This window comes from Mesohalobacter halotolerans (assembly GCF_006120725.1).
GTDB classification, from domain to species: domain Bacteria; phylum Bacteroidota; class Bacteroidia; order Flavobacteriales; family Flavobacteriaceae; genus Psychroflexus; species Psychroflexus halotolerans.
In genome coordinates, this window is sequence record NZ_SWMU01000004.1 from 114677 (window position 1) to 138363 (window position 23687).

Here is a 23687-nt window from a genome sequence, read left to right on the forward strand (position 1 = left end):
AAACCTATCTATAAATTTGTTGCTGATTGATCCAGCGCCTATACTGTCTGGCGTTTCTATTATGCTCGCGAAGTGTTTTAGCAAAAATATGGTATCCAGGATTAGTGGTGCTGGCGACAAAATACAAATACTTATGTTGTTCATAATTCAGCACCGCATCAATCGAAGAAATATCTGGCATAATAAGCGGTGCAGGTGGCAGACCTGCATATTTGTAGGTGTTAAATGGCGAGTCAATTTTTAAATCTTTGGTTAAAACTCTTCTGATGATAGTGTCAGGGGTTTTATATTTTTGCTTTAAAGCATAAATCACAGTTGGGTCTGCTTGGAGTTTCATACCGCGTTTTAGCCTATTGATATATACGCCAGCCACTTTTGGTCGTTCATCGACTTTTAGGGTTTCTTTTTGAACAATTGAGGCCAACACCGAAACTTCTAAGCGATTTAAGTTTAAAGCTTTTCGTTTGTCTTCACGTGAGGCATTCCAGAACTTTTCACTTTGCTCCAGTAGCCGATTTTGAATATCTTTAGGTTTTGCGTTCCAATAAAACTCATAAGTGTTGGGGATATAAAGGGATAAAGATTGTTGTGGAGTCATTTGTTTTTGCTTTAAAAATGACTCTGCGCTAAGCACTTTATGGAGTTCAATAGAATCTACATCAAATTGTGACGCCAGAATTCCGCTCAGCTCTGCGAGACTTTCTGCATTGTTAAACGTGATATCAATTGGTGTGTTTTGACTTCTTAACACATTGACCATTTCGTTATTATTCATATCTTTTTTAATGATATAGTGTCCTGCTTGAGGTTGATATTCTTTTCGCTTAGCCACACTGATAAAGCTTTCAGTATCTTTTAAAACGGGTTCTAATTGTTGAATTAGACTATCGTAATTGTCATGTTTTGAAATATAAACTGAAACCGATTTTGCCTTAAAAGCAGTGTTTGGAGAAAAAATCGCTTGATAAATTGTATAACTCATATAGCCTAAAACCAAAGCTAGAGCAATCGCAATAAACAAAAGAATTCTTTTAATGTACATGTCTAATATTTTGATATATGGCTTCAGTGTAAAATTGACCGTGATGATAGTTCCAATCTTTTTTTTCACCGGTTTTTTCAAAACCACAAGCTTCAAAGAGTTTTATACTTTCAAAGTTGTCTAATTCTATGTGAGCAAAAAACTGATGTAAATCTAAGTGTTCAAATCCATATTTTGATATGGCATTAATGGCTTCCTTAGCAAATCCCTGACCTCGAAAAGTTTGTTCAATCACAATGCCTAAACCAGCGCGTTTGTGCCGTGGTGAAAAGTCGTAAATATCGATAAAACCGACACGCTGATTATCTTCATTTTTGCAAATGACTAGGCGCAATTGTTTGACTTCAAAAATATCTCGATGCCGATTGTCTAAATAGTTTTTTAAAATATCATTAGAAAACGGCGTTTGTGTATTACTTAAATGCCATAACTTTTCATCGTTTTCGATATGTTCTAAAAATGACAAATCTTCAGCCTCTAAGGCTCTTAGATAAATATGCTTAGCGCCAAAACTTAACATAGTATTTCACCTTTAAAGACCATTTTTGCTGGACCAATTAACCAAACATTTTCATAGCCAGAAGTTGACTTATCAAATTTTACACTTAAGCTTCCACCGGGAGTTTTTATGTTTATAAGATTTGTAGAAATCAATTTTTGATCTGCAGCAGCTATAGCAACAGCTGTTACACCGGTTCCACAAGACAAAGTTTCATCTTCAACACCTCTTTCGTATGTTCTAATCTTTAGAGTGTCTTTCTCTACATGAGCAAAATTGACATTGATACCGTCTTTTGTAAAAGGGTCAGAATACCTAATATCAGCACCCTTTTTATGAACATCTATGTTTTCTACATTTTCAATAAACGACACAAAATGAGGTGAGCCTGTATCTAATACGATATTATTATCATAATTATTAATTTCATCAACATCTGACATTTTTAATTGAACTTGACCATTGCTTTCTATTTGTGCTTTATGAAGCCCATCTACAGCTTCAAAAGTGCAGTGTTTCTCTATTATGCCGAGGTGTTTTGCAAAGGCAACAATACATCTTCCGCCGTTACCACACATGCTACTTTCATGTCCATCGGCATTAAAATAAACCATTTTAAAGTCATGGTTCATAGAGTTTTCTAAGCAAATCAACCCATCGGCTCCAATGCCAAATTTAGGGTCACATAACTTTTTAACAAGTTTGGTATTATTTTTGAAATTATTTGTTCGGTTATCAATAATGACAAAATCGTTACCTGTACCTTGATATTTATAAAATTGAAGTGCTTTGGACATAAAATGAAAAATTGGAGCTCAAAGATACAATTTTTGATCAAGTAGAAACAGGTTAAAATGTCGTTAAAACCAAAAGAATATAGAATCTTAAAAAACTAAATTTGAATAAAAGTATGACGTTATGAAAAAAATTGCAAGTTATCTCAGCATCGCTATTTTAGGCGGAATGATAAGCTTAGGAACTTACCATTTTGCATTTCAAACAGAAATAGAGCGACCTCATCAAGAGGCCGTAAATCTTAATCAACCACCAGTGCATCAAACAGCAGCTTATAATTATTCTAAAGCTGTTCCAGAAAATTTTAATTTTACTGAAGCCGCAAATAATACGGTAAGCAAAGTTGTGCATGTAAAAAATGTCACGACTTATTCTAGACCACAAAGTTTTTTTGAATACTATTTTGGTCAGGGTTCTGGTGAAACGCAAAAAGCGGTTAGAGGTATTGGTTCAGGTGTGATTATTACACCTGATGGTTATATTGTAACCAACCACCACGTGATAAAAGGTGCGAGTGAGGTGGAAATCACATTAAATAATAATGAAACTTATCAAGCTGAAGTCATCGGTAGTGCACCAGACAATGACTTAGCTTTACTCAAAATTGATGCGCAAGGTTTAGACTACATATCTTTTGGCGATTCAGACCATATTAATTTAGGTGAATGGGTTTTAGCAGTTGGCAATCCATTCAATTTAACGTCTACAGTCACAGCGGGAATTGTCAGTGCCAAAGGTCGTAGTCTTGATGAATCTAGTAATATGATACAATCGTTTATACAAACCGATGCTGCAGTCAACCCTGGAAACAGCGGAGGCGCTTTGGTGAATGCTAAAGGTGAATTGATAGGAATTAACACCGCAATCACTTCTAGAACAGGAAGTTATATTGGTTATTCGTTTGCTATTCCTTCAAATAATGTCAAAAAAATTGTTGAAGATTTAATAGAATATGGCAATGTGCAAAAAGCGATTCTCGGTGTGAGAGGCACTGATATTACAGCTGAAAATTACAAGCAATTTGAAGATCTAGAACAAACACAAGGCTTTTATGTTGCTAAAGTTGATGATGGTAGCGGTGCTCAAAAAGCCGGGCTTCAAGAAAAAGATGTTATCATCAAATTGGATGACATAAAAATTAGGAAATTTTCAGATTTGAGTGGATTTTTAAGTTCAAAAAATCCCGGAGATCGCGTTTTGGTTACTTTTATTAGAAATGGCAAAGTTAAAACAACAACAGTTACCTTAGAAAAATACGAATATTACAGAATTAAAGAAATTGGAGTTGAAGTGGTTAACCCAACTAAAGAAGAACGCAGAGAATATGGTATTGAAAACGGAGTTAAAATTAACAAGCTTCTTAATGACAGCATGATTGCAGAGAATTTGGTAGGCATTTATATCACAAAAGCAGAAGACCAAACAGTAAAAGATATAAAATCTTTACGTGAGATATTAGATAATCGTGACCCCTACGAACCATTATCATTAACCTTTACAGCACCTAATGGTGAAAGTAAAACTTATGTATTTAGGTAAGGTCAAAAATTAACAGATTTAAAAGAAGGCGTCTCAAAACCTGTTGTTTCGTCAATCTGAACTCGTTTCAGATTCTTATAACAACTGAAAACCAAATTATTAAGATTCTGAAATAAATTCAGAATGACATGGTTTCTGGTTTTGAGACAGCCTTGTTTTTACCTTACAAATACAGGTTGCAAATCATTTTTAGTTTCAGACTTACTAAAAGCGTAGTCGTCTTCATTAAATTTTAAAATATCTTCATAACCAGGATTGTCAATCTTTGCAAGATGTTTTGTCATCATGCCTCTGGCTTTTTTAGCATAAAAACTAATGACCTTCAGCTTGCCATTTTTATAATCTTTAAAAACGGGCTCAACCCACTGCCCTTTCAATTTTGATTTTTGTATAGATTTTGAATACTCTTTACTGGCTAAATTGACCACGAACTCTTCTTCTGCAATCTCATCGTTCAGGAATTCTGTCAGTGTTTCTTGCCAAAATTCATATAAGTTTTTGGATTTTTGAACTTTTAGTGATGTGCCCATTTCTAATCTATAAGGTTGCATTAAATCTAAAGGTTTAAGGAGACCATAAAAACCAGAAAGGATCCTTAATCGCTCTTGTAAGCGATTGATATCATCTTGAGCAAGATCGTAAGCCTGAATACCATCATAAACATCACCGTCAAATGTGTAAATAGCTGGTCTGGAATTTTGAGGCTGGTGATCTATGGAGAAGTCTTGAAATCTATTGTGATTCAGTTTAGCTAATTTATCACTGATTGACATCAAGTCTTTCAACTCATTTTTGGAAGATTGTTTTAAAACCTTGTGAAGTTTTTCGGTTTTATCTAAAAATTGTGGTGTTGTATAGTTTTTGGTTGGTAACTTTTGATCTAAATTCAAAGATTTAGCCGGTGATAATAGAATTTTCATTTTAATTTTTTCATGTAAATTTAATAGAAAAATAGCTTCAAAACGACTATATGATATAGAAAATTAAGATTCTGAATAGGGATTGCTTATGATGTGAACTGTAATTAATATTTGGCGTGTTTTGCATAATTGCGCCATTTATCAACACAGTCATACATATCTTTTGGTAATTCAGAACTAAACGACAGTTGCTTCCCTGTTTTAGGATGTTCAAATCCTAAAGTTTTAGCATGAAGGGCTTGGCGAGATAAAACTTTAAAGCAATTTTCTACAAATTGTTTGTATTTACTAAAGCTGGTACCTTTTAAAATTCTATCACCGCCATAACGTGAATCATTAAATAAAGTGTGCCCGATATGTTTCATATGAACGCGAATTTGATGGGTACGACCCGTTTCGAGTTTGCAAGACACTAAAGTCACATAACCTAAACGTTCAAGGACTTTATAATGTGTTACTGCAGGTTTCCCATATTCAGCTTTATCGCCTTCGTAAACAGTATTTTGCAATCTGTTTTTAGGATGCCTGCCAATATTGCCTTCTATTACACCGTCGTTGTCTTTAACATCACCCCAAACTAAGGCAACATATTCACGTTGACTCGTTTTGTGAAAAAACTGATTACTGAGATGCGTCATCGCTTCTTCAGTTTTGGCCACTACCAGAAGACCGCTGGTTTCTTTATCAATTCTATGAACCAAACCCGGTCGATTTGAACTATTGTTTGGTAAATTTTCAAAATGATAGACTAAGGCATTAATTAAAGTACCCGAATAGTTGCCGTGTCCTGGATGAACAACCATCCCAGCTTCTTTGTTGACCACCAGTAGGTCATCGTCTTCGTAGACAATATCAATCGGGATATTTTCAGGCTCCAACAGATTTTCATAAGGTGGATAAGACATCAAAACTTTAACTTCATCACCGCCTTTTACTTTATGATTTGGCTTTACGGGCTGTGCATTAACAAATATATTACCTGATTTTGCCGCTTTTTGAATTTTATTCCTTGAAGCATTTTCTATAAAATTCATCAAAAATTTATCGACACGAAGTGGTTCTTGTCCTTTTGATGCTGTAAAATGATAGTGTTCAAAAAAATCCTCGCTGTTGTCGTTCTGACTATTCTTCATCTTTAGAAGATTTTGATGAATTGGATTCTAAATAGTTTAAGCTACCGTCACCAACTACAATATCTATAACACTAGTTTTTTTAAGTTTGTCGCCTGGTTTTAAGACTTTATCATCTTGTTTCAGCTCTAATACGACATCTCTAGCAATATCTGGTTTTGTTGAAATCTTTCCTATTTTAAAACCCAATGATTGTAAAGTCGGTAAGACTTGTCTTTTGGTATTGCCAATAATGTTATCCGGTATATTCACAAAAGCGAAATCTTTAGGATTAATCGTTAAGTAAATCTTTCTGTTTTCTTTGACAGATTGACCTGGTTTTGGGTTTTGATCAACAACTGAAAATGAAGGGTATTCTGGATTGTATGCGGTTGAGTCCATTATGACATACCTTAAGCCCATTTGGTCTAATTTTTTTTCTACTATATCCATTTCTAACTTACTGAGATCTGGGACTTCAATATAATCATTGTGATTGGTATAATAATTTAGCCAATAAAATAAGCCTACAATTATTGCAAAACTTACAAATACAGCTATGATTAGATTTTTAAAAAATGTCTTGCTCAGTAAAAATTTAAAAAAACTCATGTTTTGAATATATAAGGCAAATATAATGAAATGATAGCTTGAAAAATTTATCCTTCAATTGAAATATAGTTTTAGTAATCCAATTGCAAAAATCACAATTTTAAACCATAAAAGATTTTAAAAATTTATTATGCGCGCATAATTAATATTGAATTTTAACAGATTTTAAAAAGTGAATTATACTTACATTGCATATTTAATATATAAAATATGTATCGATCACAAATATCTGGTTTAGGTAAATACGTTCCTGAAAATGTTGTCACAAATGACGATCTTGCTCAAATAATGGAGACCAGCGATGAGTGGATTCAAGAACGTACCGGCATTAAAGAACGAAGACATATCAAAAAAGGTAGCGAAGACACCACTGCTGTCATGGGTTTTAAAGCTGCTCAAGTAGCTTTAGAGCGCGCTAATATTGATAAAAATGACATTGATTTAATTGTGTTTGCAACCTTAAGCCCGGATTATTATTTTCCGGGATGTGGTGTTCAGATTCAAGATATGTTGAATATTTCAACTTGTCCGGCATTGGATGTAAGAAATCAATGTAGTGGATTCGTATATGCGCTGTCTGTCGCAGATCAATACATCAAAACAGGAATGTATGAAAATATACTTGTCATTGGTAGCGAAAATCACAGCGGTGGACTTGATATGACTACTCGTGGTCGTAATGTTTCAGTCCTTTTTGGCGATGGAGCCGGTGCTGCTGTATTGTCAAGAAGTAAAGATAAACATACGGGCATTCTATCAACACATCTTCATTCTGAGGGTAAATTTGCTGAAGAATTATCACTCATAGGGCCAAGTACAAAATACTGGGTGCCGGAAATTATTAAAGATAATCCACAAGACAATATCCCTTATTATCCATATATGAATGGTCAGTTGGTTTTTAAAAATGCAGTGGTGAGATTTTCTGAAGTCATTCATGAAGGATTGGCTCACAACGATTTATCACTAGAAGACATTGACATGTTTATACCGCATCAAGCCAATTTGAGAATCGCTCAATTTATTCAGAAAAAATTTAAGTTAAGTAATGACCAGGTGCACAACAATATACAAAAATACGGCAACACTACCGCAGCATCTATACCTATTGCACTTACCGAAGCATGGGAAAATAATAAAGTACAAAAAAATGATACAGTGGTGTTGGCAGCATTTGGTAGTGGTTTTACATGGGCAAGTGCGATTATTAAATGGTAAAAAAAATCCTTTGAAATATTTCTTCAAAGGATTTCTATTTAAAATATTGTATTTATAAAAAGGCTAATTCAAATAAATGCAATCACTTATATATCAAACGTATTAAAACAGCAAAAGTTACAGGAATTAACAATGTTTAACTTTATATCGGTTTTCTATTAAAGTTTTCACAATTGTAAATTACATTTGTCAAAACATAAAATTATTTCTAATGGATTTTTTAAAATCAAGCTTAATAGGTCTTCTATTCTTTTTTATCACAATATCATGTGCAGACGATGAAGCTGGTCAAATTATAGATACAAATCTTACAACCTTCGATATCATTGCAGATAGTGAAAACCACAACACCTTAGAACAATTATTAATCGATACAGGACTAGATCAAACCCTTGACAATGGGACTTTTACTGTTTTCGCACCTCATGATGAGGCGTTTAACCAAATTGATTTGGCAAACTTTAACAGCGATGAACTGACCCAATTATTACTGAATCATGTACTTACCGGCAATGCTGAATCTACTGATTTTAATAATTCTTATATTCTAACCAATGCGACAGAAACAGTATCTGGTAATGAAAATACTATAAATAGTTATGTAAATGTCGATGGCGGCATTGTTGTAAACGGAATATCTAATGTTACCATATCAGATCTGGAAGCTTCAAATGGCGTTGTGCATGTTGTTGATGCTGTAATTCCTATACCTGACCTCACGACATTTGTTTCAGCTGATCCTAGATTTTCAAATTTACAATCAGCTTTGAGTAGAGATGATCAACCTGATTTTTTAAATCTACTCAACGACTTTGATGGTCAAGCGCCGTTCACTGTTTTTGCTCCAACAAATACAGCTTTTGATGATCTTTTAGCAGAACTCGAATTAGAGGCTATAGATGATATAGATACAGCCGTATTGACTTCAACCTTAAATACTCATATATTAGATAATTCCAATTTAAGAGAAGAAGACATGAATACTGAAACGCTATCAACGCTTGGTAGTTCAATAGATTTGGATGCTTCTACCTTAACAATAACCGATCAAAACAATAGAATGGCTAATGTCATTATCACAAATATACAAGCTGGTAATGGTGTGATACATGCCATAGATAAAGTAATTCTCCCCTAGGATTAGAATCTTAAATACTGCTTTTAAAAATTTAATACCATCGTCTGGTAAAGAGTCTAAAGAGGGTTTGAAAATCTAGAGACACAATAAAACGAATATTTTCATCGTAATTAGGCTCATTAAACTCCCAACCTTTATTTGAATAAACTGGAAAATACAATTCGAAATAGTCTTCTACTAGATTTAAACGAATTCCGGAATCATACAAAAACTTTGGTGAATTGTATTTATTGCCAACAAGACCGGCATCAGCATAGGCAAAGATCCAATTCCATATCGTTGTACTTGTATTAAAGGTGGCAAGCCATTCATTGGCAAAATCAGGCTCGAGTTGAGACTTAAAACCACCTTCTGCCATAATAAATTGTTGACTAAACAACCCACTTTCTTCACTTCGTCCATAATAATTTAAGTCAAACATATAGTCTGAAGGTCTGTCTAAAGCGAAACTAAAAAAGTCAGAGTCTCGTGTATCATTAAATAAAAATGTCCCTAAAAACAGACGAACATTAATTTGCCTATTGTTTTCATAAAGTCTCCTAAAAGTAGCTGTAGCAAATATTTTACTAAATTTTTGTGCAATTTCATAATCGATTGAAGCCACAAAAAAGCGATCCAAATTTTTGTTTTGATACGTATATCTCGCATTAAACACATTGTAGTCGGGATCGTCTACTGTATTTGTAATATCTCTATCACGGCGCACGTTGACCGTACGCAAGGTTAAAAATTGTCGCTTATTACTTCTACGATCTTTGTTGTTGCGATACATTAAAGTCAAAAAACCAGAATAGCGTTCAAAAAATAAGTCAAAATTGTAAGAAAACCGAGATCCATTAATCCCCATTTTTACGCCAAATAAATCTTTGTTGTATTGCCAAGACGTATAGTTTATTGAAGCTGAACCTACTAATGCACCACTATTAAATCCATATTTGGGTGATAGTTTATAATCAAATTGTCTTGGTAGAAAGGTGCCGTTATAAAGTTTTGGTCCAATAGAAATACCATCGTAGAGATTGTAAGAAAATTCAGGCATGACAAAAAGTTGATTGTATTTTGGATCTTCTACATCTTCTAAAAGCCTGACCTGTATAGGCTTGTTAAATAGTTTTGTAACGCCTTTATAGTTATTTCGTTTGTTGACCTCCGGTATTACTGCATCATGATTTAAACCTACTCTTTGAGCAGATTTTCTAGCCACTTTTACTGCTATGATACTATCAAAGGGTTCAATCCACATTTTGTCTATAACCTTTTTATCTTTTAACCAAAACAAAGACACGGGAACTTTAGTTTTGTTTCTGTTAATAATTTTGATTTTTAAAGAGTCTTTTTCTCGTTTGAGTGACTTGATTTTAAAATCTATAGGACTTTTTAAATTTGTGTAATCTTCAAAAAACCAATCGATATTCTTTTCAGTGGTTTGACTAAGATATTTTTTAAAGTCCTTCACTTCAGAAAACTGAAGTTTATGATGTTTATAAAAAAGTTGAATGCCTTTTGAGACTGATTCTCTGGATGTATAGTGTTTTAAAAAATTCATACCAAGACCAGCTTGATAAGGATTTGCAATTTTCTGATTAAATTTAATTAATGAATCTTGGGGTGTGTTTAAGGATTGTTGTAGATTATTTCTAGTCACATTTTTATATAAAAAATCATACTGATCGTTAAAATCCAAGTCTGCTACATGAAACCACTTAATCACATAAAAGTCACTCAGCTTTCCAAGCAATTTCATTTTAGGATAATACGTGTTGACATAATCGATTATTAAACTGATCTGAATAGCGTCAAGCATCCATTTGTCCTGTCGGGTGTTTATGAGGATAGTATTTTTTAAGTATTTTGCTGTTAGGGCTTTAATCAATTTGATATCGTACTGAAATCCATCTGGAAATGGACGTATAAAAGCAGGGAGTTGGTTTAAACCATATACAGGTGCGGTTTGGTAATCTTCCTCTGAAACCAATATATTTTCAAATGGATAAAATCCTAAGTTTTGATCTAAATACTCTAAAATTCGATGAGCAATAATCGATTTGATTTCAGCTTGAAGGTCATCTGATTCAATATTGGTAACTAAGGTCGAGAAGTCTGTCTTAATAATATCAAAGTTTTGCTTTCGTTGAATGTAGATATCTGTATCAACTGTACTTTGATTGGGAAAATCATAAATTTTTTGATTGCCAATTTCCCGGACAGTTTCACCTTTGAAAGAAGTTGTCAAGTCGTAACCAGAGGGCAGATTAAATTTTAATTTTATATCAAAAACCTGCTGTGGCATATCAAAGAGTCTTCTGTGAGAATAAATAAACCATCGATTTTTGTAAAATGCTGGTTTTAGTAGCCAATATTTAAGTTTGAGCTGATTTTCTTCAAATCCAAAGTTTGTAAACTTAGCATCAGGAGCTTTGATAAGATAATTTATCTCGAAAGTAAAAGTATGTCCATCTGCTAAAGCTTGGTCTAGCTTTATTTGAATAACATCCGGATAGTTAACAGGTCTTTTCCAAAAGAGCTCTTGTCCATTGTGCTTTAGATTTTTTATAGTTGTACCGCCGCGTTCATCTTTCCCGGCAAAGTGAAATTTTCTCACAAACTCTTCAGAAAAGCACTGTCCCAAAGCACTTTTTTTATCAGAAAAGGCATTGATCCAGTCGTATAAATAAATATATTCTAGCGGCTTACCTGTTTCGTTTTTAAAATTAATTTGCTGCTGTATCGACAATGTTTTGCTGTCATCTAATAAAGTTGCTTCAACTTGCATTTCATGTTGTGAAAATACAAGAGAAGTGATCCAAAATAAGAGGTATGAAAGTTTAAAAGTTTTCAATGCGATACTACAAATTTTAAAGCTTTTCCTCGGTTGGCCTTTAGCATAAAAATACCGTTAGGTAGATCCTCAACAGGAATATGTATTGTTGAATTCAAAACGTCTATCGTTTTTATTTGTTGCCCTAAAGTGTTATAGATATTGAGCTTTTTGATATCAGAAAGGTAAATTTCAGAAACTTCAACAATCAATTGACTATCGACAATATTTCCCTCAGAAAATTCAAGTATTTTTTGAACTGAAGAATCCTGAATATTTAAAAAATTTTGATTCAATTCCAGATCCATAACAACAGGTAAATGATCGCTCATATTCCAGAGTAAATTTCTGATGTTTTGAGAAAAACTTCCCGAACATGACGTATCGCTTATGTCTTCATTAAAACAATTGCCATTATTTCCCAACGCTTGATAAGACCCACTTTCATAATACACTTCATGATTTGGGTCTAATAGGTTTGCTGAAGTAAATATAAAATCAAAACGATCATCCAGACCACCACCGGCACCAAAATCATTAAAGCTATTGTTACTTTCTCTAGTGCTTTGAGTATGCACATTTGAAAACGCAAAATTGGTATGCCAATCGCCTAATTGATTAATTGGGTCGTTCATAGGGATATTGGTGTTTCCTATAAACAACTGTTGAAATCCGCTTTCATTGGCATTGTAAAAGTTAAAGTCTCCAGCAAAAATCACATTAGCAGTCAAACTGAGATTTGCATTGATATAATTGGTGAAATTTTGTGCCATATTAAATCGAATTTGCTCATTTGTCATACCTTGACTAGCCTTAAAATGAGCTACAAAAAATTCAATAATAATAGGATTGATATCAGATTGAGTTGTTATGGCTTTGAGTTGATAGCGATTGATATCTCTCAAAGAAGTTTGAATAATATCAGTAAGTTCTAAACTAAATTTATCTGTATTGTAAAATAACAATTGGTTGAGTGAAGTCCCATTACCAGAAGTGTTTAAAACAAAAGGTACAGCTGCGTAAATAGGTTGTGCATCGTTTAAAGCTTGGTTGAGAATTAAATCCGCACCAACTTGATTTTGCAATTCAGCGACCATAAAAATATCAGGGTTAACCGCATCTATAATATCTTTTAAAATTAATTCTCTATTACTTGGCGGTGCTTCTGGAAATTCCAAAAGATTATAAAACATAATTGTAGCGGAGCCTTGAGACCAAACCGCCAAACTCCACAGCATGAATATACCGGCATAAATCGAACATCGCATCAGTCAATAATTTAAAAATTGGGGCTAAGGTCGTATTTGTTATAAAACTTGTCTAGAATATCGGTCACTTCATCTTCATGGTCTACAAGATGAATTAAATCTAAATCACTTTCACTAACCGTTTCATAGGTATTGACCATCACCAATTTTATCCAATCAATCAAACCAGACCAAAAATCTTTACCGACTAAAATGATGGGAAATTTATCAATTTTATTGGTTTGTATCAAAGTAATAGATTCAAACAATTCATCTAAAGTACCAAAACCACCTGGCATGACCACAAAACCCTGTGAATATTTTACAAACATGACTTTACGCACAAAAAAGTAATCAAATTCTAAATTTTTATCCTTATCAATATAAGGGTTGTCGTGTTGCTCAAAAGGTAATTCTATATTTAGACCTACTGAAGTTCCACCACCTTGATGTGCTCCCTTATTGGCCGCTTCCATAATACCTGGACCGCCGCCAGAAATTATACCGTAACCTTGTTCAACAATTTTTTCAGCAACTTTTACAGCCAATTCATAATACGGGTTTTCAGGTTTCATCCGTGCTGAACCAAAAATAGACACACATGGGCCAATTTCAGACATGCGTTCGTAACCATAAACAAACTCGCTCATGATTTTAAATAGCGCCCAGCTGTCATTGGTTTTAATTTCGTTCCAATTCTTAAAATGTTTATTTACCATATCATCATATTTCAAAAAGACTGCTAATTTAATTCTTTTTTGAGATACTTTGCTGTATAAGACTTCTTGTCTTTTATGATTTGTTCAGGTGTACCCTTAGCAACGAGTTGTCCACCAGCTTGACCACCTTCATAACCGATGTCAAAAATATAATCAGCCATTTTGATGACATCCATATTGTGTTCTATAATCAGAACGGTATTGCCTTTGTCAACCAGTTTATTCAATACATTCATCAACACTCGAATATCTTCAAAATGCAGACCTGTTGTTGGTTCATCAAGAATATAAAACGTATTTCCCGTAGCAATTTTAGATAATTCTGTGGCTAATTTAATTCGCTGTGCTTCGCCTCCGGAAAGCGTTGTGCTTTGTTGTCCTAAAGTAATATAACCTAAACCCACATCTTTAATTGTTTTGAGTTTGCGATAAATTTTGGGAATGGGTTCAAAAAATGCTGTTGCCTCGTCTATGGTCATTTGCAAAACATCACTGATGGATTGACCTTTATAACGAATTTCAAGGGTTTCTCTATTAAAACGCTTTCCGTAGCAAGTTTCACATTCAACATAAACATCAGGTAAGAAATTCATTTCAATTACCTTTAATCCTGCACCGCGGCAGGTTTCACACCGTCCGCCTTTGACGTTAAAACTAAATCGACCGGGTTTGTAGCCTCTGATTTGCGCTTCTGGAGTTTTTGAAAATAATTTTCGTATTTCATCAAAAACCCCTGTATAGGTGGCCGGATTGGATCGAGGTGTCCTCCCAATGGGTTTTTGATTGATGTCTATAACTTTATCTAAATGTTTTAAACCACGAACACTTTTATACGGTAAAGGTTCTTTGACACCATTAAAGTAATGGTTATTCAAAATGGGATAAAGTGTTTCGTTAATCAAAGTCGATTTACCACTTCCTGAGACGCCAGTGACAAGAATTAATTGCCCGAGCGGAATTTTAATGCTGACGTTTTTTAGATTATGTCCTGTCGCGCCAACCAAATGTAAGTGTTTACCATTACCTTTTCGACGTTTCTTGGGAACTTCAATTTCTTTTTGTCCATTGAGGTATTGTGCCGTTTCAGTCTGGTGTTTTAAAACTTGTTTAGGTGAACCTTGACTGATAATTTCACCGCCATCTTTGCCAGCAAAAGGACCAATATCAATGATGTGATCTGCATTGAGCATCATATCCTTGTCGTGCTCTACAACAATAATCGAGTTGCCAATATCTCTCAAATATTTTAAGGAATTGATAAGCTTTTCGTTATCACGCTGATGTAACCCAATACTGGGTTCGTCTAAAATATACAACACGCCAACCAACTGAGAACCAATTTGTGTGGCAATACGTATTCGTTGGGCTTCGCCGCCAGACAAAGTCTTTGACCCGCGGTTGAGATTGAGATAAGTCAACCCCACATCAATTAAAAATTGTAATCGTGTTTTAATTTCCTTGATGATCTCCTCTCCTATTTTAAGTTCGGACTTTGAAAGTTTTTTTGGTAAATGTTTAATAATTTCAAACAGCTCTAAAATATCCTTGTCAACATAATCTGAAATATTATGATTATTGATTTTATAATGTAATGCCATTTTTTTCAATCGACTGCCTTCACATGATGGACATAAAATATGATCCATGTATTTTTTTGCCCAACGTTTTAATGAAGTTGAAGTTTGCCTACCATTATAAGTGTTTTCAATAAATGTTGCCACACCTTCAAAATCATAACGATGTTCAATATCCATTTTCATGGTTTCATTATAATGCTTAAAAGTGGCTTTACCACCGTTCAAAATAACATTTAGTGCATCTTTTGGGATTTTGTTTATAGGATCAGACAGCTTAAAATCAAAATGTAAGGCTATTTCTTTAAGTTGCTTAAACACCCAATTATTTTTAGCTTTACCATGAGGTTCAATTCCACCTTTGTTGATGGATAAACTATCGTCGGGAATAATTTTTTCTGGGTTTACGACATATTTTTGTCCTAATCCATTACAATCGGGACAGGCGCCTTTAGGCGAATTAAATGAAAACGTATTGGGTTCAGGATTAGGATATGCAATTCCAGTTGTAGGACACATCAACTCTCGACTAAAAAATACAGGTTTGTTTTGGTCTTTAACTAAAACCATCAAAGTGTTTTGACCTAATTTCATGGCCGTTTTGATGCTGTCTGACAATCGCTTTTTGATTGATGGCTTATCTTCAACTTTTAAGCGATCAACAACAATTTCAATATCATGGGTTTTATAACGGTCAACTTTCAAACCTTTCACGAGGTCTTTGATTTCCCCATCAATTCTGACTTTTACAAAACCTTGCTTGGCGATTTGTTCAAACAGTTCTCGGTAATGGCCTTTTCGAGAGCGAATTTTAGGGGCGAGAATATTAATGGATTTTCCTTCAAAATCTCTTAATATTTTATCTAAAATCTGGTCATCAGTGTAACTGACCATTTTTTCGCCTGTTTTATAACTGTAAGCTGTGCCAACTCGGGCAAAAAGCAAACGTAAAAAATCATAGACCTCAGTAATAGTACCAACTGTGCTTCGTGGACTGCGACTCGTGGTTTTTTGTTCGATGGCTATCACAGGTGATAGACCATCAATTTTATCAACATCTGGACGCTCTAAATTACCTAGAAATTGTCTGGCATAGGCTGAAAAGGTTTCAATATATCGACGTTGACCTTCAGCGTAAATCGTATCAAAAGCTAATGAAGATTTGCCCGAACCCGATAAACCTGTGATCACCACAAGCTGATTTCGTGGAATTTTAACGTCAATATTTTTCAGGTTATGAGCTCTTGCGCCTAAAACCTCAATGGCTTCTTCAGCTTTCAATAGTGTTTGGTTTTAAAATACAATCTGCAAATCTACTTAAAGGGTTTTAAACTTTAGGCTGAGCAAAGTATAATTAAACTTAAAAAGTTTTTAAAATTAAATTTGGATAAAGCCATAAATACTCAAATAACATTAATAATTGTATTGGCGGATTAATTAATCATTCTCATCGTTTTCGCTTACGTTTAGCGCGATATTCTTCAATAGCCTTTTTTGTAGTCAACCAGTTTCGACCTTCTTTATGAGCGTCAATTTTTCCTTGTCTTGCTAAGAGGCTAAGATATTCCTGACCATAAGGCAATCTTTCTTCTTGAACGAGATTTGAAATTTTTCTAAAATTCAAATCATTATCTGGAAGTGAACTGATATAAATATTCATCGTGCGCTCTAAAGCTTGAGCCATCAGCAAACTGAGTTTGTAATAATTACCGTTATTGGCCGAATTGAGCGCTGTGTAATACTTTTTGCGGTCATTAGTAAGAATTATGGCTGGCGTAAACCCAACCTTAAGCAAAAGTAAATTCATAACTAAGCGAACCGTTCGGCCATTACCATCAAAAAAAGGATGAATCCACACAAACTTATGATGAAAAACAGTTGCCAACTCAATATCATTGAGCTGAAGGGGATTTTCTATGACAAAAGTAATAAGTTCATCTAGTAAATCTGGCACTTTAAGCGCATTTGGTGGCATAAAGTTAGTCCCAGAAATACGCACACCAGCATTACGAAGTCTTCCAGCATAGTCATCTTCTATGCTTCTTAAAACATAGCGATGAATGTCTAAGATATCTCCAGCTTTAAGCTGATAATCTTTACTGACAAGTTTATACAAATACTGCAGAGCTATTTCATGATTTTTGACTTCAAAATGTTCTCTAAGCGATTTACCTTTTATAGTAACGCCTTCTTGCAAAACCATTTGAGTTTCGCGAAGTGTAAGTGTATTTCCTTCTATGTGATTAGAATAGTAAGTCCACTCTACCGATAAAGCCTCTTTTATTTTTTGCAAAGCAATCTGTGGAAGCGGTCTTGCGTCGTGCAAAAGCTTCTTTTTTTCGTAAAGCCTGTCGTAAGTGGCTTGTAGCTTTTCTCTATAGGTCAAATCTATATTCCACATACCACAAATATATATATTTATTATCGGTAATACAAATATTTTGATATATCCGATATTAATATAAATTTTCTTTTTGACTTAATGTCCCTTAAACTTCTGTTATTATGAGGAAGGAACTAAATTTAAAATGTAAATTTGCGCTCGGTCATGAAATCATTATTTTATCTCAATAAATACCTTTATAAATACCGTGGCAGATTGCTTTTAGGTGTTTTTATTACTATCGGTGCCCGAATATTTTCCTTATTTCCACCGCAATTGATTGGAGACTCTACAGCAGCAATTGAAAAATATCTTAATAGCGAGACCTATAGCAATGCTGAATTAAGAGAAGAATTGATGATTAACATTGGTTTGATTGTTGGTGCAGCCTTGGCTTCAGCCATTTTGACCTTTTTGATGCGTCAGACTTTTATCGTGGCCTCAAGATACATAGAATTTGACTTAAAAAATGAAGTCTTTCAGCAATATGAAAACTTGTCCTTAAATTTTTACAAGAAAAACCGAACAGGTGATTTAATGAATAGAATCAGCGACGATGTCTCAAAATCGCGAATGTACGTCGGACCTGCTTTAATGTATAGCGTTACTACACTCACGCTTTTTGTCGTATTGATAAGCTACATGTTTATAAAAGCACCTACACTAACGTTGTATACGCTTCTACCCTTTCCTATTTTATCATTTGCGATTTATAAGTTGAGTGTTGCAGTCAACCAAAAAAGTAATGTCGTTCAAGAGTTTTTATCAAAACTCAATACCTTTACTCAAGAAGCTTTTAGTGGAATTAGTGTAATTAAATCCTACGGAATGATGGCCAGTGTCAATGCCAATTTTGTGGATTTATCAAATGAAAGTAAACACAAGAATATAGATTTGGTCAAAGTTCAAGCCTTGTTTTTCCCATTGATGATTTTACTCATAGGTTTAAGTAACATCATTGTAATTTATGTAGGCAGCTTACAGTATTTCAACGGTGAAATAGCAGATGTTGGCGTTATAGTAGAATTTATTATTTATGTCAACATGTTAACTTGGCCTGTGGCATCAGTTGGGTTTATTACAACTATGGTGCAACGCGCCGAAGCGTCTCAAAAACGAATAAACCACTTTTTAAAACAAAAGCCAGACATAAGTAATAGTAACAATCCTATCAAAAAAGATATTGAAGGCCATATAAAGTTTGATAATGTCAGTTTTACCTATGAAGATACCAATATTACAGCGCTTAAAAACATAAGTTTTGAAGTCAAATCAGGACATCGACTAGTTATTTTAGGCAATACCGGTTCGGGAAAATCAACCATTTTAGAACTTATAGGACGATTATATGATGTCTCGAAAGGGGAAATTACAATTGATGGTATTCCCATTGAAAACTTAGATTTAAATAAATTAAGAAGTGCAATAGGGTACGTGCCACAAGATGCTTTTTTATTTAGCGAGTCCATCAAAGAAAATATTAAATTTGGTAAAGCTGATGCTACAGAAGAAGAAATAATAGAAGCGGCTAAAAGCGCCGAAGTACATGATAACATTATCAACTTTAGCAAAGGCTATGATACAGTACTTGGCGAACGCGGTATCACACTCTCAGGTGGACAAAAACAACGTGTATCTATCGCAAGAGCAATCATTAAATCACCGCAAATTGTCTTATTTGACGACTGCTTGTCAGCTGTGGATACCGAAACAGAAGAAGCCATTATGCATAAATTTAATACCATTTCAAAAAATAAAACTGCTATTATAGTGAGCCATCGCGTTTCCTCAGCCAGAAATGCCGATGATATTATCGTCCTAGAAAAAGGAAAAATTATTCAGCAAGGCAATCACCAACAGCTTGTCAATCAAGAGGGTTACTATAAATCGCTGTACGAAAAGCAACTCAAAGCAAAAGAAAACTAGGATTTGTTTGTATTGTGTTAAATTTTTTAAGATTTTTGACCTCAAAACCAATAACCAAAAATTCTAAAGATTATGAGTGACAAGGGTGACAGAAAAAATGAAGACATTTTTGAACGCGTCATTAGAGCTGGAAGACGAACTTATTTTTTTGATGTAAGGGAAACCAAAGCCGGAGATTATTATTTGACCATTACAGAGAGTAAAAAATTTACAAACGATGACGGGTCTTATTTTTACAGAAAACACAAAATCTATCTCTACAAAGAAGATTTTGAAGATTTTAAAACTGCATTAGAAGAAGCTACTTCTTTTATCATTGATGAAAAAGGAGAAGAAGTGATCAGTGAAAGACACCAACCTAACTTTGACCCAAGTTCTGAAAAGTCAGAGTCTAATGGTAGTGAAGCATCAAAGCCAAAAGCTGAAAAATATACAGATGTCGATTTTGAAGATATATAATAGAAACATCGTATTTTAGATTACCATAACCCTTGCCCAATCAGCAAGGGTTTTTTAATTTGATATTTTAACGTTTTCTTATCATCTAGACTGTTTAAATTCCAATACATTTGTATCTACAATTTTTGTATTGACATGGATATTGAAACGCATATAAAAACAGATAACATTTCTGAGCATAAAAAAGCGCTCATCAATATTATTTATACAAGTAATTATATCAATGAAGAAATCAATCAGGTTTTAAAACCTTTTGACATCAGTATTCAACAATTTAATGTATTGCGTATATTGAAGGGAAGAAATGACAAACCGGCAAGTTTAACCAATATTCAAAATCGGATGGTGAGTAAAATGAGCAATACCACAAGATTGGTCGATAAACTCATCGATAAAGATTTGGTAAGTAGAACTGTTTGTGAACACAACCGCCGCAAGGTTGAAATCGTGATTACCGCTTACGGTAAAACGTTTTTAGAACAAGTCAATACGGCAGTTGAGCAAAAAGAAAAAGAATTGACACAGCATTTGAATATTGAAGCATTAGAAAATATCAATCATTTATTAAATACTCTAAGAACTTAACTATAACCCTTAAATTAAATTAAACTATGAAAACGAAAACAAATTTTACAAAAGGAATTTTAGCAGGCATTATCGCCTTGACCTTGGTTGCTTTTTCAACTAGTTTTGAAAAGAAAAAAGTAGATGTCCAAAACTCCAAAATTACTTGGACTGGTGAAAAACTGACCGGTTCACATGAAGGCACAATCAATCTAAATGAAGGCTATTTTGAAATGAAAGACGGTAAATTGGTTGGTGGTGAATTTACTGCTGATATGACTTCAATTACTGTTACAGATCTTGAAGGTGATTCTAAGAAAAAATTAGAAGGCCACCTTAATTCAGATGATTTTTTTGGAGTTAAAAAATATCCAACAGCTAAGTTTACCATCAAAACAGCCGCTGAAAAGTCTAATGGAGTTTACGGTGTATCAGGTGATTTAACGATCAAGGGAAAAACCAATCCTATCGCATTTGATTTGAAAATGTCTAAAAATACGGCTAAAACAACATTGGTCATTGACAGAACCAAATACGATATCCGATACGGTTCCGGTTCATTTTTTGACGACCTAGGCGACAAGACCATTTATGATGAATTTACTTTAGATATTATGTTGAAATTCTAAGGCTTACAATACATAACTGAATTCTAAAACACCTCAATTGAGGTGTTTTTTTATATCATAAAATCAAAATAGCAAAGTGCTTTCCAATATTATTCCCTTTAAAATTCAATAAATATTGTTAAAAAAAAGACAAGCAAACTTACATAACAACATTATGTATATATTTGCCTAACAATATTAGGTATATGGATCAAGTGGTCAAACCCAAAAATAACTGGAAAAAACGAATCAGTATTGCAGCTACCATTGTATTATTATCCGGACTCGGCTGGTTGGTTTATGCGGCTGCGGGTTCACAATCTATATCCATAAATGCAAAACAAGTTGATATAGCTACGGTAACTAAAACCACCTTTGAGGAAGGCATTAGCATCACTGGGAGCATCATTCCCAATCGGCAAACCTATTTAGATGCCAGTGAATCCGGTAGTGTCGAGCAAATCTTTGCCAAATCCGGCGATGAATTACAACAAGGCGATACCATTGTTCAATTGTCCAACTCCAACTTAAGACTTGAAGTATTACAGCGTGAGTCTCAACTTTTAGAACAACTCAATACCCAAAGGCAAACCAAAATTCTTCTCAACCAAAACGATTTGAGCCAAAAACAACAAATCGAGGAAGTCAATTACCAATTGGACATTCAGAAACGACGTTACGAACGCAACAAACAGCTTTTTAAAAAAGGTGTTATTGCCGCTCAGGATTATGAGGAAATCAGCAAGCGTTACACCTATCTCAAAAAACGGAAAGACATCTTGATAAAAGTTTACAAAACCGATTCTCTGGCAAGGGAAACCCAAATCAACCAAATCGACGCCTCAGAAAACCGGCTGACCCAAAACCTTATCGCCGTTCAAAACATTCTCGATAAACTATGCATTACTGCGCCTGTTGACGGTAAGCTGAGCGATTTTAGCCTTTCCAATGGCGAACGCGTTGATGAAGGTCAACGCATCGGCATTGTTTACAACATCAATCCGCCTAAAATAGAAGCCGAAATCGATGAACTCTACATCAATAATATACAAACCGGATTGTCTGGAAACGTCCAAAATTCCGGAAAAAACCTAAAGGTGAAATTGATTAAAAAATTCCCGGGTGTAGAAGAAGGAAATTTTAGGGTTCAGTTTGCATTTGAAGATCTTAAAGATGCTGATTTCTATAACGGACAAACCCTCAGAATACAACTCAACCTATCCGAGCCCAAACAAGCCCTGGTCATCCCCAAAGGGAGATTTTACAGCAATACCGGCGGTCAATGGATTTTTGTTGTCGATGGCAAAACTGCTGAAAAACAATCAATAGAAATCGGACAACAAAACAATGCCTATTACGAAATCAAAAGCGGATTAACTGCAGGTGAACAAGTCATCATTTCAAACTATGACAATTTTAAAGATTACGATCAATTAAAACTCAAATAAACATGGATAAAAACCTCATTGCATTAAAGCAAGTTTACAAATACCACTACACCGACCGTCTTGAAACGGCGGCCATCAACAATTTGTCTTTAACTATTGAAAAAGGCGAATTTGTGGCTGTCATGGGACCTTCCGGAAGTGGAAAATCGACCTTGCTCAATATTTTGGGCATGATAGACGTCTGCTCCAAAGGAGAATATTATTTTGACGGCCAAGCGATTCACAAACTCAACGAAGCCCAACGCACCAAACTTAGGAAAGGCAATGTGAGCTTTATCTTTCAATCCTTTAATTTGATCGATGAACTCACTGCTTATGAAAATATCGAATTGCCCTTGCTCTATCTTGGCGTGAGTCAAAAATCGAGAAAAACGCGTGTAGAAGCTGTGCTCAAAGATTTGGAAATGATGCACAGACGCGATCATTTTCCGCAGCAACTCTCCGGAGGACAGCAACAACGTATCGCCATTGCCCGTGCCGTAGTAACTCAACCCAAATTGATCCTTGCCGATGAACCTACCGGAAACCTGGACTCTAAAAACAGCGAAGCGGTTATGGCTATCTTGCAAAAGCTCCATCAATCCGGAACAACCCTGGTGATGGTCACACACTCGGCACACGATGCCGATTATGCCGAACGCCTCATCGAATTATTTGACGGCCAAACGCTTGAACACGAAAACGAACTCATAAAATCTTAACATCATGATTACTAAACAACTCGTCGCTGCCTCTACCAAACCCTTGTTATTATCCATTTTATCCTATGGAGAAAATTACGGCTACCAGATCATCAAAGAAGTAGAACGCTTGTCCGACGGTGAAATACAATGGACAGACGCCATGCTGTATCCGGTTTTACACCGTATGGAAAAAGATGATCTTATCTGTTCCAAATGGGTGAAACGCGAGAATGGCAGAAAACGTAAATATTATCAAATTACAGAAGAAGGATTGGCTTCCCTAAAAAAAGAACAAAAACAATGGAAAAATGTCGATCAGGTGATGCGCATTTTATGGAACAACAATGAGGATGATCTGGCGACGCTTACATTAAAGACCAAATGA

General features: G+C 34.6%; 21 protein-coding genes. 10 read left to right on the top strand and 11 right to left on the bottom strand.

The annotated features are described in order from the left end of the window. Positions 1-4: 4 nt before the first annotated feature. The 3 genes from mltG to dapF are packed head-to-tail and all read right to left on the bottom strand — an operon-like array spanning position 5 to position 2338. Positions 5-1042, bottom strand: coding sequence for an endolytic transglycosylase MltG (gene mltG / locus FCN74_RS10355; protein WP_138932525.1), 1038 nt, complete (start codon positions 1040-1042; stop codon positions 5-7). After that, entirely contained in the window at positions 1032-1562 is a 531-nt protein-coding gene (locus FCN74_RS10360; RefSeq protein ID WP_138932526.1) for a GNAT family N-acetyltransferase, read from the bottom strand. Before FCN74_RS10360 ends, mltG begins: the two co-directional genes overlap by 11 nt. Next, the gene (dapF, locus tag FCN74_RS10365) at positions 1556-2338 is read right to left on the bottom strand and encodes a diaminopimelate epimerase (RefSeq protein ID WP_138932527.1); all 783 of its coding nucleotides are present in this window, start codon (positions 2336-2338) and stop codon (positions 1556-1558) included. Before dapF ends, FCN74_RS10360 begins: the two co-directional genes overlap by 7 nt. 121 nt (positions 2339-2459) lie before the next feature. Here dapF and FCN74_RS10370 point away from each other — a divergent pair, with 121 nt between their 5' ends. After that, positions 2460-3875 carry a S1C family serine protease gene (locus FCN74_RS10370; RefSeq protein ID WP_138932528.1) on the top strand — a complete coding sequence of 472 codons (1416 nt, stop codon included), beginning with the start codon at positions 2460-2462 and terminating at the stop codon, positions 3873-3875. Positions 3876-4033: 158 nt separating this feature from the next. Here the strand turns inward: FCN74_RS10370 and yaaA are convergent, their stop codons facing one another. The 3 genes from yaaA to FCN74_RS10385 all read right to left on the bottom strand — a co-directional run bounded on the left by yaaA (position 4034) and on the right by FCN74_RS10385 (position 6517). Beyond that, positions 4034-4795, bottom strand: coding sequence for a peroxide stress protein YaaA (gene yaaA / locus FCN74_RS10375; protein ID WP_138932529.1), 762 nt, complete (start codon positions 4793-4795; stop codon positions 4034-4036). Positions 4796-4899: 104 nt separating this feature from the next. Next, entirely contained in the window at positions 4900-5928 is a 1029-nt protein-coding gene (locus FCN74_RS10380) for an RluA family pseudouridine synthase (protein ID WP_138932530.1), read from the bottom strand. Beyond that, complete coding sequence (locus FCN74_RS10385; protein WP_138932531.1) at positions 5918-6517, bottom strand: PASTA domain-containing protein; 600 nt, start codon at positions 6515-6517, stop codon at positions 5918-5920. Before FCN74_RS10385 ends, FCN74_RS10380 begins: the two co-directional genes overlap by 11 nt. Before the next feature lie 210 nt (positions 6518-6727). On the opposite strand from FCN74_RS10385, the gene FCN74_RS10390 reads away from it, so the two are divergent. Both FCN74_RS10390 and FCN74_RS10395 read left to right on the top strand, forming a co-directional pair. Next, positions 6728-7735: a 3-oxoacyl-ACP synthase III family protein gene (locus tag FCN74_RS10390; RefSeq protein ID WP_138932532.1), complete on the top strand. Its 1008-nt coding sequence runs from the start codon at positions 6728-6730 to the stop codon at positions 7733-7735. A gap of 211 nt (positions 7736-7946) precedes the next feature. Next, positions 7947-8873 (top strand): fasciclin domain-containing protein, encoded by a 927-nt coding sequence (locus tag FCN74_RS10395; protein WP_138932533.1) that lies wholly within the window; start codon positions 7947-7949, stop codon positions 8871-8873. A gap of 31 nt (positions 8874-8904) precedes the next feature. On the opposite strand, the gene FCN74_RS10400 is transcribed toward FCN74_RS10395, so the two are convergent. From FCN74_RS10400 to FCN74_RS10420, 5 genes are all read right to left on the bottom strand, one after another. After that, complete coding sequence (locus tag FCN74_RS10400; protein WP_138932534.1) at positions 8905-11712, bottom strand: gluzincin family metallopeptidase; 2808 nt, start codon at positions 11710-11712, stop codon at positions 8905-8907. Continuing rightward, positions 11709-12959, bottom strand: coding sequence for an endonuclease/exonuclease/phosphatase family protein (locus FCN74_RS10405; protein ID WP_138932535.1), 1251 nt, complete (start codon positions 12957-12959; stop codon positions 11709-11711). The genes FCN74_RS10400 and FCN74_RS10405 overlap by 4 nt, the downstream gene beginning before the upstream one ends. Positions 12960-12970: 11 nt before the next feature. Next, the gene (locus FCN74_RS10410) at positions 12971-13657 is read right to left on the bottom strand and encodes an LOG family protein (RefSeq protein WP_138932536.1); all 687 of its coding nucleotides are present in this window, start codon (positions 13655-13657) and stop codon (positions 12971-12973) included. 23 nt (positions 13658-13680) lie between these two features. Beyond that, positions 13681-16512, bottom strand: a complete 2832-nt coding sequence (gene uvrA, locus FCN74_RS10415; RefSeq protein ID WP_138932537.1) for an excinuclease ABC subunit UvrA — start codon at positions 16510-16512, stop codon at positions 13681-13683. A gap of 166 nt (positions 16513-16678) precedes the next feature. Then, positions 16679-17632, bottom strand: coding sequence for a Fic family protein (locus tag FCN74_RS10420; RefSeq protein ID WP_138932538.1), 954 nt, complete (start codon positions 17630-17632; stop codon positions 16679-16681). A gap of 147 nt (positions 17633-17779) precedes the next feature. On the opposite strand from FCN74_RS10420, the gene FCN74_RS10425 reads away from it, so the two are divergent. The 7 genes from FCN74_RS10425 (at position 17780) to FCN74_RS10455 (ending at position 23687) form a co-directional block, all read left to right on the top strand. Continuing rightward, positions 17780-19540, top strand: a complete 1761-nt coding sequence (locus tag FCN74_RS10425) for an ABC transporter ATP-binding protein (RefSeq protein WP_138932539.1) — start codon at positions 17780-17782, stop codon at positions 19538-19540. A 72-nt stretch (positions 19541-19612) separates the two neighbouring features. Further along, positions 19613-19999: a PUR family DNA/RNA-binding protein gene (locus FCN74_RS10430; RefSeq protein WP_138932540.1), complete on the top strand. Its 387-nt coding sequence runs from the start codon at positions 19613-19615 to the stop codon at positions 19997-19999. A 135-nt stretch (positions 20000-20134) separates the two neighbouring features. Beyond that, on the top strand, positions 20135-20584 hold the full coding sequence (locus FCN74_RS10435) for a MarR family winged helix-turn-helix transcriptional regulator (protein WP_138932541.1): 450 nt from the start codon (positions 20135-20137) through the stop codon (positions 20582-20584). A gap of 26 nt (positions 20585-20610) precedes the next feature. Further along, the gene (locus FCN74_RS10440) at positions 20611-21192 is read left to right on the top strand and encodes a YceI family protein (RefSeq protein WP_138932542.1); all 582 of its coding nucleotides are present in this window, start codon (positions 20611-20613) and stop codon (positions 21190-21192) included. Between the two features lie 185 nt (positions 21193-21377). After that, a complete protein-coding gene (locus tag FCN74_RS10445) occupies positions 21378-22619 on the top strand; it encodes an efflux RND transporter periplasmic adaptor subunit (protein ID WP_138932543.1) in 1242 nt (413 codons plus the stop codon). 2 nt (positions 22620-22621) lie between these two features. Further along, complete coding sequence (locus FCN74_RS10450; protein WP_138932544.1) at positions 22622-23320, top strand: ABC transporter ATP-binding protein; 699 nt, start codon at positions 22622-22624, stop codon at positions 23318-23320. Positions 23321-23324: 4 nt separating this feature from the next. Then, entirely contained in the window at positions 23325-23687 is a 363-nt protein-coding gene (locus FCN74_RS10455) for a PadR family transcriptional regulator (RefSeq protein ID WP_138932545.1), read from the top strand.